15 protein-coding genes are annotated in these 14,165 nt (G+C 46.6%); 5 read left to right on the top strand and 10 right to left on the bottom strand.

Annotation, left to right across the window (positions count from 1 at the left end; genetic code table 11):
- Positions 1-6: 6 nt before the first annotated feature.
- The 3 genes from ACZ45G_RS27640 to ACZ45G_RS27630 all read left to right on the top strand — a co-directional run bounded on the left by ACZ45G_RS27640 (position 7) and on the right by ACZ45G_RS27630 (position 3,182).
- Positions 7-1,071 carry an XdhC family aldehyde oxidoreductase maturation factor gene (locus tag ACZ45G_RS27640; RefSeq protein WP_464173807.1) on the top strand — a complete coding sequence of 355 codons (1,065 nt, stop codon included), beginning with the start codon at positions 7-9 and terminating at the stop codon, positions 1,069-1,071.
- 63 nt (positions 1,072-1,134) lie between these two features.
- Entirely contained in the window at positions 1,135-2,277 is a 1,143-nt protein-coding gene (locus tag ACZ45G_RS27635) for an MFS transporter (protein ID WP_464173806.1), read from the top strand.
- A 20-nt stretch (positions 2,278-2,297) separates the two neighbouring features.
- Complete coding sequence (locus tag ACZ45G_RS27630; protein WP_464173805.1) at positions 2,298-3,182, top strand: DUF4438 domain-containing protein; 885 nt, start codon at positions 2,298-2,300, stop codon at positions 3,180-3,182.
- A 25-nt stretch (positions 3,183-3,207) separates the two neighbouring features.
- Here the strand turns inward: ACZ45G_RS27630 and ACZ45G_RS27625 are convergent, their stop codons facing one another.
- The 10 genes from ACZ45G_RS27625 to ACZ45G_RS27580 all read right to left on the bottom strand — a co-directional run bounded on the left by ACZ45G_RS27625 (position 3,208) and on the right by ACZ45G_RS27580 (position 12,485).
- Positions 3,208-4,194 carry a hypothetical protein gene (locus tag ACZ45G_RS27625; protein WP_464173804.1) on the bottom strand — a complete coding sequence of 329 codons (987 nt, stop codon included), beginning with the start codon at positions 4,192-4,194 and terminating at the stop codon, positions 3,208-3,210.
- Positions 4,172-4,444 carry a hypothetical protein gene (locus tag ACZ45G_RS27620; protein WP_464173803.1) on the bottom strand — a complete coding sequence of 91 codons (273 nt, stop codon included), beginning with the start codon at positions 4,442-4,444 and terminating at the stop codon, positions 4,172-4,174. Before ACZ45G_RS27620 ends, ACZ45G_RS27625 begins: the two co-directional genes overlap by 23 nt.
- On the bottom strand, positions 4,437-5,681 hold the full coding sequence (locus ACZ45G_RS27615; protein ID WP_464173802.1) for a hypothetical protein: 1,245 nt from the start codon (positions 5,679-5,681) through the stop codon (positions 4,437-4,439). The genes ACZ45G_RS27620 and ACZ45G_RS27615 overlap by 8 nt, the downstream gene beginning before the upstream one ends.
- Positions 5,682-5,775: 94 nt before the next feature.
- Entirely contained in the window at positions 5,776-6,870 is a 1,095-nt protein-coding gene (locus ACZ45G_RS27610; protein ID WP_464173801.1) for an MBL fold metallo-hydrolase, read from the bottom strand.
- 35 nt (positions 6,871-6,905) lie between these two features.
- Positions 6,906-7,235, bottom strand: coding sequence for a hypothetical protein (locus tag ACZ45G_RS27605; RefSeq protein ID WP_464173800.1), 330 nt, complete (start codon positions 7,233-7,235; stop codon positions 6,906-6,908).
- Between the two features lie 90 nt (positions 7,236-7,325).
- Positions 7,326-8,063, bottom strand: a complete 738-nt coding sequence (locus ACZ45G_RS27600) for a FadR/GntR family transcriptional regulator (RefSeq protein ID WP_464173799.1) — start codon at positions 8,061-8,063, stop codon at positions 7,326-7,328.
- Positions 8,064-8,360: 297 nt separating this feature from the next.
- Positions 8,361-9,344, bottom strand: coding sequence for a D-alanine--D-alanine ligase family protein (locus ACZ45G_RS27595; RefSeq protein ID WP_464173798.1), 984 nt, complete (start codon positions 9,342-9,344; stop codon positions 8,361-8,363).
- Positions 9,345-9,440: 96 nt separating this feature from the next.
- Positions 9,441-10,361, bottom strand: a complete 921-nt coding sequence (locus ACZ45G_RS27590) for an aspartate/glutamate racemase family protein (RefSeq protein ID WP_464173797.1) — start codon at positions 10,359-10,361, stop codon at positions 9,441-9,443.
- A complete protein-coding gene (locus ACZ45G_RS27585; protein ID WP_464173796.1) occupies positions 10,358-11,587 on the bottom strand; it encodes a CapA family protein in 1,230 nt (409 codons plus the stop codon). The genes ACZ45G_RS27590 and ACZ45G_RS27585 overlap by 4 nt, the downstream gene beginning before the upstream one ends.
- A 40-nt stretch (positions 11,588-11,627) precedes the next feature.
- Positions 11,628-12,485 carry an aminotransferase class IV gene (locus ACZ45G_RS27580; RefSeq protein WP_464173795.1) on the bottom strand — a complete coding sequence of 286 codons (858 nt, stop codon included), beginning with the start codon at positions 12,483-12,485 and terminating at the stop codon, positions 11,628-11,630.
- Positions 12,486-12,735: 250 nt separating this feature from the next.
- Here ACZ45G_RS27580 and ACZ45G_RS27575 point away from each other — a divergent pair, with 250 nt between their 5' ends.
- Together ACZ45G_RS27575 and ACZ45G_RS27570 are read left to right on the top strand one after the other, a co-directional pair.
- The gene (locus ACZ45G_RS27575; RefSeq protein ID WP_464173794.1) at positions 12,736-13,941 is read left to right on the top strand and encodes a THUMP domain-containing class I SAM-dependent RNA methyltransferase; all 1,206 of its coding nucleotides are present in this window, start codon (positions 12,736-12,738) and stop codon (positions 13,939-13,941) included.
- A 45-nt stretch (positions 13,942-13,986) separates the two neighbouring features.
- The gene (locus ACZ45G_RS27570) at positions 13,987-14,157 is read left to right on the top strand and encodes a hypothetical protein (RefSeq protein ID WP_464173793.1); all 171 of its coding nucleotides are present in this window, start codon (positions 13,987-13,989) and stop codon (positions 14,155-14,157) included.
- The last annotated feature ends 8 nt before the right edge of the window (positions 14,158-14,165 follow it).

Below are 14,165 nucleotides of genomic sequence, written 5' to 3'. Positions count from 1 at the left end.
AAAATCATGGAATCACTCACCCGGAACATACTCGATTGTTTAAACCAGGGAATTCCTTTTGCCCTGGCCACTATTATCTCCCACAAGGGCTCCACCCCGAGAACCTCGGGCAGCAAAATGGTGGTCCTCGCCGACGGGCAGTTATACGGCACCATTGGCGGCGGCCTGGTGGAAGCCAGGGTCATTGAGGATTGCCTTGCCATGATGGCAAGCCCCCAGTGTCACATTAAAGAATTCATTTTGAACCAGGAATTAAAGGAGGGATTGGACATGGTCTGCGGCGGGGACCTCACCGTCTGGATTGAGACATTTCCCGAGTCGTCATCAGCCCTTATCCAGATATTTACCGCCATGGCAGCCCAGGAAAAGGCCGGGGAAAAAAATGTGCTGGTTTCCCGGATACAGGGGTTTTCCGGCGCCATCTTTACCACGGACAAATGCCTGATCCTGCCCGATGGAACCATCATCGGCCCCCATCTGGTTCCAAAAAGCCTTCTTGATAACATCCAGGATAACCGGTTTCCCGGCACAGCACCGGTGCTGGAAAACCACAACCTGGAAGAGTTCATCATTGAACCCAGCCAGACCAATGATACCCTTTATATCTTTGGTGCCGGCCATGTCGGGCTCCAGTTAGCAAAGATGGCCCATTTATTGGATTTTCGAACCATTGTGGTGGATGACAGGGCTGAATTTGCCAATACAAACCGGTTTGAACATGCCCATACCGTCCATGTGGCCGACCAGTTTGCTACGGTTTTTGATGAGCTAACCCTTAAAGAACTGGCCGTTGACAAGAACGCCTATATTGTCATCCTTACCCGGGGACATCTCCACGACCAGACCGTATTGGAGCAGGCTCTTGGGACAAAAGCCGCCTACATCGGGATGATCGGCAGCCGCCGGAAACGCGATCAGATCTATGACAATCTGATTCAACAAGGCGTTTCTCAAAGATCACTGGACCAGGTCTATTCCCCCGTTGGGCTTAATATCAATTCAGAAACCCCGGCGGAAATTGCCGTCAGCATCATGGGGCAAATTATCCAGGTCAGGGCCCAGAATAAATAACTGACCAAATGATCCCCTATATATCTTTTTACAATTTGGTTTTATATATGATATTAGAGGTGGATGGAAAAACAAAAATTTTATACCTCCAGAGTTGCCCTTGTCTCCTTTTCCCATTTTATCCATGATGCGTATACAAGCTTTTTATCCCCCCTGCTGCCCCTGATTATTGAGCGGTTGTCATTGACCCTGAGTCAGGCAGGGCTTTTGTCCACTGTGATGCAGATACCGGCATTGCTGAATCCTTTTATCGGCCTGGTTGCAGACAACAAAGGGCTTGCCCGGTGGCTGGTGATTCTGGCCCCCACCCTTACCGCCATTCCCATGAGCCTCATTGGCATCACCCCTTCCTATGGGCTTTTGTTGATTCTGTTTTTTTTCGCCGGGATTTCCGTGGCCCTCTATCATGTGCCGGCCCCGGTGTTGGTGGCCAAGTATTCAGGGGATAAAAAGGGCCGGGGCATGAGTCTTTTCATGACCGGCGGGGAACTGGCCAGAACCATTGGCCCTCTGTTCGCCGTGGCAGCCGTTTCCGTGCTTGGTATGGATCATTTTCACTGGGTCATGGTTTTTGCTGTGCTCACCTCCATCCTATTATATTTTACCCTGGAACGAGAGGAAGAGAAAACCGTCATTCGAAGGAACGGATCTCTTCTTGCCTCCTACCGGGAGATCCGCCATGTGCTCAACCCCCTGATCGGTATTTTAACAGCCAGGGCCTTTATGCACGCATCCATGGGGATGTTCTTAACGGTGTTTGTGGAAAGGAAAACCGGAAGCCTCTGGTATGGGGGCTTGGCCCTTGGCATTTATGAAGCCCTGGGGGTGGCCGGGGTTTTGTCCGCCGGCACCCTTTCCGATTGGATGGGCAGGCGCAGAGTCTTGTTCTGGGCCCTTATGGTGGCACCGGTTGCCATTTTAGTATTTGTATTCACCACCGGCGTCCTCAAGATTGCCATGCTGATGATCACTGGGTTTACCGTTCTTTCCACAACACCTGTTATGCTGGCCCTTGTCCAGGAAACGGCCAGGGATAACCCTTCGGCCGCCAACGGGCTTTTCATGATGGTCTCTTTTGCCGCCCGCTCCTTTGCCGTGGTCATTGTCGGGGCCATAGGTGATGTGGCAGGGCTTGAGAATATGTTCACCATTTCTGCCCTGGTGGGATTTACAGCCGTTCCCTTCTTATTGAAACTTGAAAAATAATTATAAAATTGGAGGTTGATATGTTGAAAACCAATGTTGATAAAGTAGTTGAAATGTTTTTGGAGTGCAAGCCGGGTCAGCCCCGGGTGGGGGCTGGCTGGAAAGTAGATCACCAGGGGATTCCCTTCCTTTTACCCAGCATCGGTGGGATAACCCTGAACGTCCAGGCGGGAGAGTCGGCATTTGGTCTTGCCGGCGACCACATTGAACCGGGCGTCTCCTGCACGGCTAACGCCGACAAACCCAATGATTTTCCCAATAACTCCCTTCAGATTCTTTCCTGCGTGGGAAATGAGGCACGAATTGTTTCCGGAGAGGCCAAGGGGGAAACCGGCATCGTTTTGGGTCACCATGGCGGATCCGAACATATTATTGTGGAGTTTGCGCGATCTGTCAAAGAGCGGATGACCTATGATGACAAAATTTTAATCCGGGCAAAAGGCCAGGGACTTATTCTTACAGACTATCCTTCGATTAAACTTTTTAATCTGGACCCGGATCTGCTGCAAAAGATGGGCATTACCGGGGATGGCAAGACCCTGAAGGTTCCGGTGACCACCATGGTACCGGCATCCTGCATGGGATCCGGTGTGGGACGGGCCCATGTGGGAGCAGGGGATTATGATGTGATGACCTCGGATCCTGCCACGGTTAAACACCATAAGTTGGACCAGATGCGGTTCGGTGATTTTGTGGCATTGATGGACCATGACAACTCCTATGGCAGGGCCTTTGTCCAGGGAGCGGTGAGCATCGGTATTCTGGTTCACTCCGATTGCCGCCTGGCAGGACACGGTCCCGGCATATCCACCCTGATGACCTGTCCACTCTCTTTGATCGAACCGGTACTGGATTCAAATGCCAATATTGCCAATTTGTTGAAAATAGGTGTCCACGGGAATTGATGGGCCAAAAAAGATTGCTTCAACGCTATTTATGGCAAGATTCACAGCCGCAAGAGGATGCCAGGTTTGATTTATAATCAGCCTCTGCAAGAAACCACCAGTTTTCATCCAAAGTTGTGTTTACAAAAGGAGAGATACAATTCCCTGGTGATTGGCCATATGTGAATTGCTGATCAAACACCACTTTATGGTCAGCCTCTTTACATCGCTGTTCAACTAATTTCTCTCCCTTTGCCATGGATTTTTCGCTATTATCTGAAAATAAAATATGCAGTGAATTAAGATTGATCTCATCTGTATCAATGCATTGAAATTCATTGGAAGCGTTGCAGACATGTTTAAATCCCGGGCCGTGGGTTGCCAATACACGTGTGGGTTTTGTTTTGCTGTAAAAAGAATATAATGAGGCCAGGCTGCTGAAAAGGGTATACCCCAGGTCATACCCTGGAACGTTCCTTGCTCGTTCCCCCGCAATATACTGTTTGCCTTTGTTGAATTCAGGATAGGTCCGGTATATTGCCCGGTCATAGGTAATTTGCATGGTATCAAGGGCTTCCAAAGAAAAAAGAGCCAGGTTGTCCTTTGGATCCATGGTTACTTCAAGGGCTGCCACATTAAACAGGGAATCCGGAATACTTTCTTTTTTTTCAAACCGGGGGGTGTGGGTATGATCAAAAAAATCACTCTGGACAAAGGCCTGTTCTTCAAAGGAAAAATCAGCCAACCCCTCCCCATGGGGATGGGGGTAATATTTTATCTTGAACATCCCGCCTGCCAGAAGATCGCTTTCCCAATTTTCATCCACAATTTCATCTAATTCAAGAAGAAAAGCCCCCGGCCTTTGGGATATCCAGAAATACCATGATGGCTTGTCTCCCCAGAAAGGGCTGACTGCAGTAAGCCCGATCCGTTCCTTTACCTTTTCAACCCAGGAGGCGGTGATCAGCATATTGTCTATTTTATTGCGAAGCAGGCTCTGAATATCGATTTTAGTATCCTCCCTTTTTTTCAAAAAGCTCTTTTATAATTTCTTTTTTGTCCCGCCCGTCAATTTCAATTCCAGACTGACGGGCGGTTTCCATCAATATTTCATCGGGGTAGGCAAGGGTCAAGGCATAACTGGATTCATAGGAATCAAAATACGCGTCAAAAGTTTGTCTAGCCTCGGCCTTTTTGATGCCTTCATCAAAACCTGCAATCACCTTGCCGATTCCTTCCATAAAAGAGGTTTTTAAAAATCCTCGTTTGCTTGTGTCAACCATTTCCCTTGTTTCCTTTGATTTTCTTTAACGGCCAGCCCTCGAAAAAATCTGCATGTATTACAATAACACTCAAAAAAAGGATCACCCATACCAAGGGGGCATCATCGGGCTGGGCAATTCCGGGAACCTTGCCAAGAAAAAAGACAGTGGCATTTGAATAATAGAAAAGGTGAATAAGGATGCCGCCGCCAATTACGATAAGGGTTCGAAGGACAGCATTGAGCCCAATGGATTTTGTGTTGGGGAAATTATTAAAATAGTGTTTTAAAATAAAGGATGCCAGAATGAAAAATCCACTGATCTCAGCCGTATGGAGAAACCTGAAATCAGGGCCATCCGTATACTGGCCGCCCATGAAGGCCTCGTCCCAATAATAATTCATAACCTTGAGCATAATCCAGAGCGAAATGATCCCTAAAATTATTGTCATAATAAAAGTGACAACCCCTTTTAGCAAGTTGCCCTCATCCTCCTTGGCCATGAACTTAAATGGATAACCCTCCCAAAGGAAATCAGAGGCAATGGCCCAGAACAGGGCGGACAAAAGCAGGCCCAGACTGAAAAAAGCACTACCGGTATCTGCAAATGCCATCCACCAGGATTCAACTCCGGCGTTTACCTGGGCCGGATAAAAAAGGTAGCACACATTTGGGTGAAACAATAACGCATAAACAACAATCACAAAAAAGAGGATGGTAATCAGACGGGACCATGCCAGGACACCCCTGTCGTTTTTGTGCCAGGGCCATCGCCCAAAACCAATGTTCCAGGTAATGGAAACCCATAAAAATGCGGTGAAAAAATAAAGTATGGCCCGGCTGGAGATTTCCCGTGCATTCCACATTTCAGCCCCCTGGCTACCGGCTGCGATGATGGAATAGGGACTGAAATAGGTAATTCCGAATTTGCCGATAAATCCCCAAAACACAACATAGTATAGGAATAACATGACCAGGACAGCAAAGAGGGTCAATAGAAGCCCCCGGAATGGGATACTCTGATCCGGGGGCCGGGTTTTTGAAAAAGGATAAAATTCAAAAACATCCTTGATCAGCAGAATGGCTGAAAGAAAAACAACCACCAGGGAGAATCCGTACATGGGGGTATAAAGTCTTAAAATGCCATCCGCATGCATAAAAACATACCATAAAAGCCATACAATACAGAAAACGGCAACCAGATTGACCAGACCCAAAAAATAATTAAACCTGTTTTCCGATAATGAATCTGTTTCCATAATAATTCAGTGCTCCCTTTAAATGATAAAGGGGGAAAGAAAAAGGATAGGCTTTCCCTTTCCCACAGGTTAGCGATATCGTATCCTCCTGATTCTAGAAAACGACAAAATCCCCGTTGGTCAGGAATGCATTACTTCCCGTGGCCACACTGGAGGTCCTTTTATAGGTCTTATACTTGTCGGTTCCCTTAACAACGGGCACTCCTGCGGCTGCCGCCTTTTCAGCCCAGATCCAGCCGGTACAGTGGTTACAGGCAAGTTTTTGTATTTTAAAGGCTTTAACCCCTCGAATGATATCATCAAATTTCGGATCCCAGGTTTCAAACAGGGTAATATGCAGGCCGCCGTAGCAGCCATAGGGCTTATACCCCTCAAAATTCTTTCTGGCATAGGAAAATAGAGAAAGAACGCCTGGATGACAGCAACCGGTTACCGTAACCGTTCCCTTGTCCTTGACATTAAAATAAAGGACATTCTCGCCTCTTACTCTTAGCAGGATAGGCACATCAAAATTTCTTACGGCCACACCGGGCATGACATTATAAATACCTTCGCCTTTTTCGCCGTCTGGTGTGCATTCCACTAATTTGCCCGTATGGGGCACGTCGTTTTTGCAGATATGATGTTCCTTGCCTTCCTTGTCTTTGGCTGTAAGGTGGGCACCCTTGAGCAATTTCATATCTTCAGGATAATGGGTGGCAGGCCCGTAAATGGTGATGTCGGGTTTGTGTTTCAGGGTAGATTCAATCCCCCAGAAATGGTCCAGATGCCAGTGGGAAAGCACCATAAATTCAATCTCTCCGCTTTCCAACATGGCCGGGATATTGTTCATCTCATAAATATAGTCAACCCATTCGTTGTTCCAGCCGGTATCCAGAAGTATTTTTCTTTCTTTCCCGTCCAGTTCGGTCACGGTGATCAATGCCATGTATCCGCCGGCATTATCCCATTTCCACGGTATGGTATACTGGTTGGTCATAGCCCCGCCGTAATCTACGATATCTTTTTTAAATATTGTATTGTCAAACCAGCTTGTTTCCGACAGCACATCAATTTTAACACTTTTGACCTCTCCAAATTCAATTTTTTTCTTTTTGGCTTCAGCCTTGCTGGTCAAGGCTCCTGAGCCAGTTATAGACGCTGCGACACCTGTTGCGGCAAGTGATTTTAAAAATGCTCTTCGTTTCATAAAAAGCTCCTTTTGTGAATCTAATGATGTATTAATTACCCCGCCTCTTTTTCAATACCCTTGCGCAGGTCATAGAGCAGATCGACAATTTGTTCACTCTCTTCTGTGGTCAGCCCCAGCCCGTATTGATGCATCACATTTACGACTATATGCCATTCGTCACGGGTTTTCCCTGGTTTTTCCGGATCTGCAATCGAATCATGGCAGTCCATACAATTTTTTGTATACACTCTGTATGCCTGCTCATGATTGAGTTTTTTTTGATCCGCCTGGACTATGCTCCCTTGTAAAATGAAACCGCTCATTACCATGGTGGTAACTGCAAACAAAAAAAGAATTTTTCGCCAATGTATGATTGTCTTCATTCTCACTCCTTTCAACAAAGTCAGGACTCTGTCTATATGCAGGTTTTTTTATCCCTCTTGCTTTCTCGTTTCAGCCTTCTTAATCAGTTTTTATTTCCCTCCTTTTTTTGAATGTAAAAAAATAACCTCTCTCATAAACTCATTGGATTGCAGATCTGTATACTTGAGTAATAATTCACAGATCAAAAAAATATTTCCCTTAACAATTTCTTTTACCCGCAACGCATCTTTTTGTTCCAACCCCTTTAAAATGTTAACATAATCAGCAAAAAATCTATCTTTCTCAATTTGAGTAAACTGATCCATGACAGTAAAAAAAAATTGATTCCAAATTATCAGCTGATTCATGGCAAAAATCAAAGAGCTGTTTTGACAGTTGCAATAAATTATCCGTCGAAACTCTGCATCTTTTTTGATAATATCTTCTTTTTTCATGGCAATAATTGCCCGGTTCAAACCGGCAAGACATTTTTCAAGGACTTGGATACTCTCTTTGTCAATTTTTTTTGCAGACAGAGAAACCACATAAGGCTCGATTAAATAACGCGCCTCAATGAGATTCTGTGTGTCCTCAATTGAAGCCATGTTTGCGTTTCCCAACCAATCCATGACATATCCATGTTTGCAGAGCAGATAACAGCCGCTTCCATTACGAATTTCAATAATGCCTCTGGCTTCCAGTTTACGAAGTGCACTTCTGACTGTATTGCGGCTGATATTGAAAAGGCTGGATAGTTTTCTTTCAGACGGGAGAGCAGATCCGATCTCAAAATCATCCCTGCTGATGATAGCAATAATCTCTTTGATTGCGTTCTGTTCTTTTTTCATAAACAAAGTGCCCAGACTTTAGTGAATGATTAAACGCAGTGTAACTTTTTTTTAAGCTTCAAACAGATTCAGATGGGGGGCAGTATATATCCCAGAAGAGTAATTGAATTGGTTCTACCAATTATTAAAATAATCAAACCAATGTTGTCAAGAAAAAAATAAAAACCAAATTCCTGGGGATACTATTGATAGGAATGTACTGCAAAATGATTCAACCGGCCAAGGGATTGTTCCACCAGCTCGTCGGCCTTGTCCCGATTCTGGACAAGGCCGTGGACTTTCGGACCTTAAGCGAAATCAGATCAGGCCGGATCTGGCCATGGCCGAGGTGACAATATGGTTAATGAGTCTGCGGTAATCTTCCATGGGGCCTTGTTCGGACGGATGCTGCATGGTAAACATCTGGGGGCTCCAGCTTTTCAGGGGCTTGAGTCCCGGGATCCCGTTGACTTCGATTATTTTAAGATTCCCCAAAGCATCCAGGCGCATGTCCGCCCGGACATGATCCAGACAGTTCAGCGCTTCCATGGCCTGGCGGCAGAGCTCATTGGCCTGCTGGGTCATTTTGGTGGTGGGTTTGATCTTGGTAATGCCCACCCCCCTCATCTCGCTCTTTAAAATCGGATATTTGCCGAATAGCTCAGGGTCAACTTCCACCCTGCCGGGTATGAATTCCTGATGTTCGCCATTGCCCAGCATGAGTACGGTGTACTCCTGTCCGGGCAGGTATTCTTCCACAAGCGCCGGCTGATCAAAGGTGGTGTGGATGTATTGAACCTGTCGTGCAAGTTCTTCAACGGTATTTACGACACTATCGTCGTTGATGCCCACAGACCGTGACTCATAACTGGGTTTGACAAAGGCTGGAAACGCAACATCCGGCAGATCATCACCAGGGGCAACCTGAAAATGATAGGGCACCGCCACTTTTTTGCTGTCCAGGAGATCATGGGTGGCAGTTTTGTGGATCAATGCCTTCATGCACTTGGCATCAGGGCCGATATAGGGAATGTTTTTTGCGTCAAAAATATCAGCCAGCCACTCTCCATTGCTCATTCCAATGGTGTCCGATTTATCAGAAATATAATAGAGGCAGCTCCAGACAATGTCATAGGATAAAGTGTCAATGGCATCATTGAATTCTTCCATGGTATTGACAAATGCAATCTGGGCATCATATCCGCTGTCCTTGATGGCCTGGCAGACATTCTCGGTGACGGAAAGATCCCCCCACCCCTGGGCGTCTCCTGCAGGCCCTGTAATCAATAATACCTTTTTCACGCGTTGGTTTCCTTTCTTAAACAAGATTAATTTGTTTTATCCCTGGATTTTTTTGCCCGGGGCTAAAGTTTTTATTTTTAAGGCACTGCCTATACCCTAAACCTCAAACAGTTCAGGGTTGAGTTCATATTGCCTCAGTGCAAAAACCACCTGTTGGGATTTGGATTGAAGCAGCTGTTCATAGGCATTAATGCGGGATGCTTCCCATTCCACCCTGGAGACAATCTGCATATCAATATCAGCCTTAAAAGGCTTTTCGTGTTCAGAGGCCAGTACGTTTTGGGCCATTTTTTCATTGGGGTTGAGAATTTCAAAATAGATTTTATAATTGTTTGCCAGGTGTCCGGCTGTTATCTGCTGTTCAAGGTGTTTTTCGAACAGATCTTTGCAATAGCCAAAATGGGTGCAGCACAGGGCGGCAAAGACTTTTGTAAATTTTTTGCCACCCTGTTGAACCTGTTGAACCGCCTGGACAACATTTTCCCGGACTCTTTGTTCAACCTCATGACCAAAGGGGTTGCGCTCGATTTTCCCTGCCAGATCCACGCATCCCTGGCTGATGATTCTATGTTTTGCAATGCCTTTTTTTATCAGGCCAAGGGCATGGGACCCGGCATCTGCCGTGGTGGGTGTGCCAAAGATGATGACACAACTTTCAGGCTCGCTTTCCAGGGCCTGGGCAATCATCTCTATCCCGTGGTCCACAATCCCGGTCACCGGTATGGCGGTGGTTCTGGAAAACGCTGTGAAAGGATAGATCACGGACAGGGTGTTGCATGCGATGAGAATCATGTCGGGTTCATAGGCGTTCATGGCTTCCAGGGCATTGTTAAATACCCGGGCTTTGGCTGCCATGTCCGGTTGATGATTGTAGCCCCGGGTCTGCTCCGGCCAGGCATTAAAATAGATCATGGCAACCTTGGGCCACAAAGACGCCTTGGCAAGCCCTGCTGCAATATCGGTAAATACGGACAGCCCGCCAAGGCCCGAGTCAGTGACAAGAATTGTTTTTTTCATCGTGTTTGTGTCAGCCATTGGTGTATCAGATTTTTTGCCCATTCGGGCGACTGTTTTTCCATTTTATCCTCCACCATAAGGGTCATGAGATCTTTTAAATGGGTGTGATGCTGGCGGGTGGTCAACCGGTTGCGGAACATGGCCGCCCCTTTTTGGGGGTTTGTCTTTATTTTGTCCATGATCATATTCATTTCATTGAAAAACCCCTTGGCGCCGTAGTCGGTAAGAAAGGCATGCCAGGTCTGTTCCAGGGTTTCCGGCCTGTCCAGGGGAAGGGAGATCTCCTTGAATTTGCGGAAAAATGCCTGTTTTGACCCATGTTTGAGCAGTTCCAGCCCATGGTCATGGATTTCATAGGGCAATATCTTAAAAGAAAAAATTCCCGACGGGTCGATTCCCACATCGACCATGAGCCCCAGTTTTCTGAATTTCAGGTCCGTGGGCTGGTAAAACACAAAATTGCCAAGGCTGTAAAAAATTGGAACATTCTTATAAAATTGAACCCCCTGGGGCACATGGGGATGGTGGCCAATGACAATGTCGGCTCCTGCATCGACCATACGTTCAAAGGCCTTTGCCACATAGGGCGGGGGAAAGGGGATATATTCAATACCGCAGTGGGCAATGACCATTATGCAGTCTGCCTGTTTCCTGAGCGATGCCACAAGCGCTTCCATCCGGGGCAGGTCCCAGCCCATGACCCCTGGTTTATCAATGGTCGCTGCGGTCAGGTCTTCACCTTCGCTGAAATTGATAACCGCGATTTTTAATCCATTTTTTTCCAGAATCAAGGGAGATGCCGCCTGGTCAAGGTTTTTCCCCGCCCCTGTCCATTTGATACCCCTGTTATCCAGGGCCTTGATGGTCTCATCAAAGGCCGCAACGCCAAAATCAAACACATGGTTGTTGGCCAGGGTTACCGCATCAAAGGGAGCAAGCCCCGGGGCATGTTTTTTCTCCCCCTTGAACACAGCTCCGCTTTTGTTCACAGGCAAACCAATGTCACTCAGTGGCGCTTCCAGGTTGACAATACAGAGATCTGCCGCTTCCAGGGGTGCCAGAAGATTTCCGTAAACAGCTTCAGGCCTTTGTTCGATAATGGGAGCAAAGGCCCGGATAGGGGCCCAGTCTCCGGCAATACAGACATGGGCTGTCTTGGCATTGTCCGGGTTTCCCCCCGAGCCCTGCCACACTCCTTGTTCCCAGTTAAAATCAATTGCAGTCAATTGTTTACTCCTTATAAAATGCGATGGACATGCCCGGACATTATTTGCCTTGGCCGAAATCCTTGGTATATGATCTGAACAAGTCCATAACCTGGCGGGTTACTTTACCCGGTTTGCCGGATCCAACGATCATGTCATTGACCTTGACCACGGGCACGATTTCCTTGTTGGATGCAGTGATGAAGATTTCATCCATCTGGTCAAGTTCTGCAAAATCAATATGGCGCATCTCAAGGTTAAGATCTTCGGGGATCAGTTTGAGAACAACACTTCTTGTGATTCCCGGTAAAATGCCGTCGGGAGGGGTGATAATGCTGCTGCCTTTGATGGCAAAAACATTGGTGGTAGTGCCCTCCAATACCCTTTGATTCCGATCAACATACATAGCTTCCGCAGCGCCAACCTTATGGGCCTGCTCCAGGGCAAACACGGCTGACAGGTAATTTGTGCTTTTGGAAGTGGGAATGAACCGCTCCATGTCAACGGTTATGATGGAAACACCCTCACTATACCAGAAATCGGGCAGCATCAGTTTCGGGGTGACCATGACCATGAGAATTCCGTTGCCTGCGGGGGTCACTGCATTCGGGCTAACCCCACCGGTATAGATCAGCCGGATATTGGACTCGTCATGATGGGTATTTTTGTCAATGGTTTCCTGTACGATGTTACAGATCTGTTCATTGGTGTGGGAGAGTTTCAGACCAATGTCCTTTGCCGAATTTTCAAGGCGTTCCACATGCTCTTTAAGATAAAAAGGGCGTCGGTTGTAGGTAATCAAAAAATCAAATACCCCGTATCCCCTTAAAACCGTAAGATCTTTTGCAGGAATCCTGGCAGCATCTTCATCAACAAATTTTCCGTTAACATAATATGTATCCACTTTATATGTATCCACTTTTTTCTCCTATCTGTTTCAGGTCCTTTGCTGGGTTGTTTCCTTGGGTTTTTCTGGCAGTTTAAAAAACTGTGTTGAATTTATCGGCATTCTGATAAATATCACAGATATCTTTTGTTTTAAATCAGGGGTTAAAAATTTTAACCGATTGTCCTCTCTCTTCCATTTCAGCTATCTGTTTTAATAATGTGAAAATACTGATATAAAGGAGTATTTAATAATTTTGGTTTTATTTATAAGGATGTGAGAGTTGAACACAGGTAAAAGAAGTATCCTTCAAAAGGGGCGGGGCAGGACACGGAAACTTGCCAAGCTTGAATACGTATATGAAAAGAATTCCCAGTATTTTGCCCAGGTGGCGGAAAGTGTGAAAGATATTGCCGTAACTGAGATCAAGGAGCTGGGGGGCTATGGCCTGAAACAGGTATTCCGCGGAATTTGGTTCAAGGCCTCAAAAGAGGATTTTTACAGGATAAATTATCACGCCAGGCTGCTCTCCCGGGTGCTGGCGCCTTTGGTAACCTTTGAGTGCATCGAGAAGGATGATCTCTACAAGGCGGCTAAAAAGATCCGGTGGGAAGAATTTTTAACCATTGATCAAACCTTTTCCATTATGGCCAATGTGTCCGAGTCTGATATCACCCATTCCAATTTTGCAGGCCTTCGGGTCAAGGATGCCATCGCCGATTATTTCAGGGACCGGAGTAACAAACGACCCAGTGTGGATTCCAAAAATCCCTGGATCACCATTAATCTCCATATCCACCAGAATATTGCAACGATTTCCGTGGATGCTTCCGGCGGTCCTTTGCACAAACGCGGATATCGGGAAGAATCTGTATCCGCCCCCATGCAGGAGACCATTGCGGCTGCCATTGTCCGGTTGAGCGGGTGGGACGGTTCAAAAAAGCTGTATGATCCCATGTGTGGATCCGGCACTCTGTTGTGTGAGGCCTTGATGCGCTATTGCCGAATTCCGGCTCAGATCTTTCGAAGTGAGTTCGGGTTTGAGCGGCTTCCGGATTTTGATGGTCCCCTGTGGGAGCGGGTCAAGGTTGCTGCCAATGAAGATATTAAACCCCTTCCCGAACAAATGATGGCCGGAAGCGATATATCACAAGTTTCTGTGAATGCCGTGAAAACCAATCTCATGGGGCTCCATTTCGGTGGAAATATTCACATTGACCTCATGGATTTTAAGGAGATTCCTTCCATTGAAGATTCTGTGATCATCACCAATCCGCCCTATGGGATCCGCATGGGACGAGATCAGGACATGAACCAGTTTTATAAGGATCTGGGGACTTTTCTCAAGGATCGGTGTAAAAATTGTACGGCCTATGTTTATTTCGGGGAGCCCAGGTTTATTAAAAAGGTGCCCTTGTCTCCTTCCTGGAAGCGGCCCTTGAAAATCGGGGGACTGGATGGAAAACTGGCTAAATACGAACTCTATTAGCTGGGGTAGCGGAAGACCCAGAACACTATTGAACAGGAACACTATATGGAAGAATTAAAAACAGGTGGTCAACCTTATACCTGTACGGAGTATCGTGAGGAAATGATTCTTCTGGGTCTCCAGCGGCAGCTGGCTGCGGCGGATCTTTCCCCGGAGAGAAAAGAAAGCCTTTTAAGGGAAATTGCCAGGGTTGAGGTTCAGATGGGGCTGGATTAAACCATAAA

The organism is Desulfoconvexum algidum (assembly GCF_055382125.1).
This window is presented reverse-complemented; position numbering and strand designations above follow the sequence as displayed.